Source organism: Paraburkholderia sp. SIMBA_054, assembly GCF_046534875.1.
Lineage (GTDB): Bacteria > Pseudomonadota > Gammaproteobacteria > Burkholderiales > Burkholderiaceae > Paraburkholderia > Paraburkholderia hospita.
Window position 1 is genome coordinate 1 of the sequence record NZ_JAWRXV010001602.1, and the last position, 240, is coordinate 240.

1 protein-coding gene is annotated in these 240 nt (G+C 48.8%); it reads left to right on the plus strand.

Annotated elements, in window-relative coordinates; all coding sequences use genetic code 11:
• A partial coding sequence (locus tag SB822_RS60475) for a hypothetical protein (RefSeq protein ID WP_410859570.1) occupies positions 1-240 on the plus strand: 240 nt, incomplete at both ends.

Below are 240 nucleotides of genomic sequence, written 5' to 3' on the forward strand. Positions count from 1 at the left end.
TTGAAGAAAACGCCCGAAAAAGGCCGCGCACGTTTCCTGATCATTGAAACCCTAAAGAACAGCGGCATACTGCAGCCAAATGAGGTTGCCCTGAATTCAATCACTATTGCTAACCAGCTCATAAAAAAGGGTAATCCTCTCGGCGACCTCGAAGCTGCAATTGACCCGCTGATAGAGGATGGGGTGCTGTTTAGACCTGGAAAAAGGTCTCCGTTATTCGCGTTGACCGGGAAGGGATAT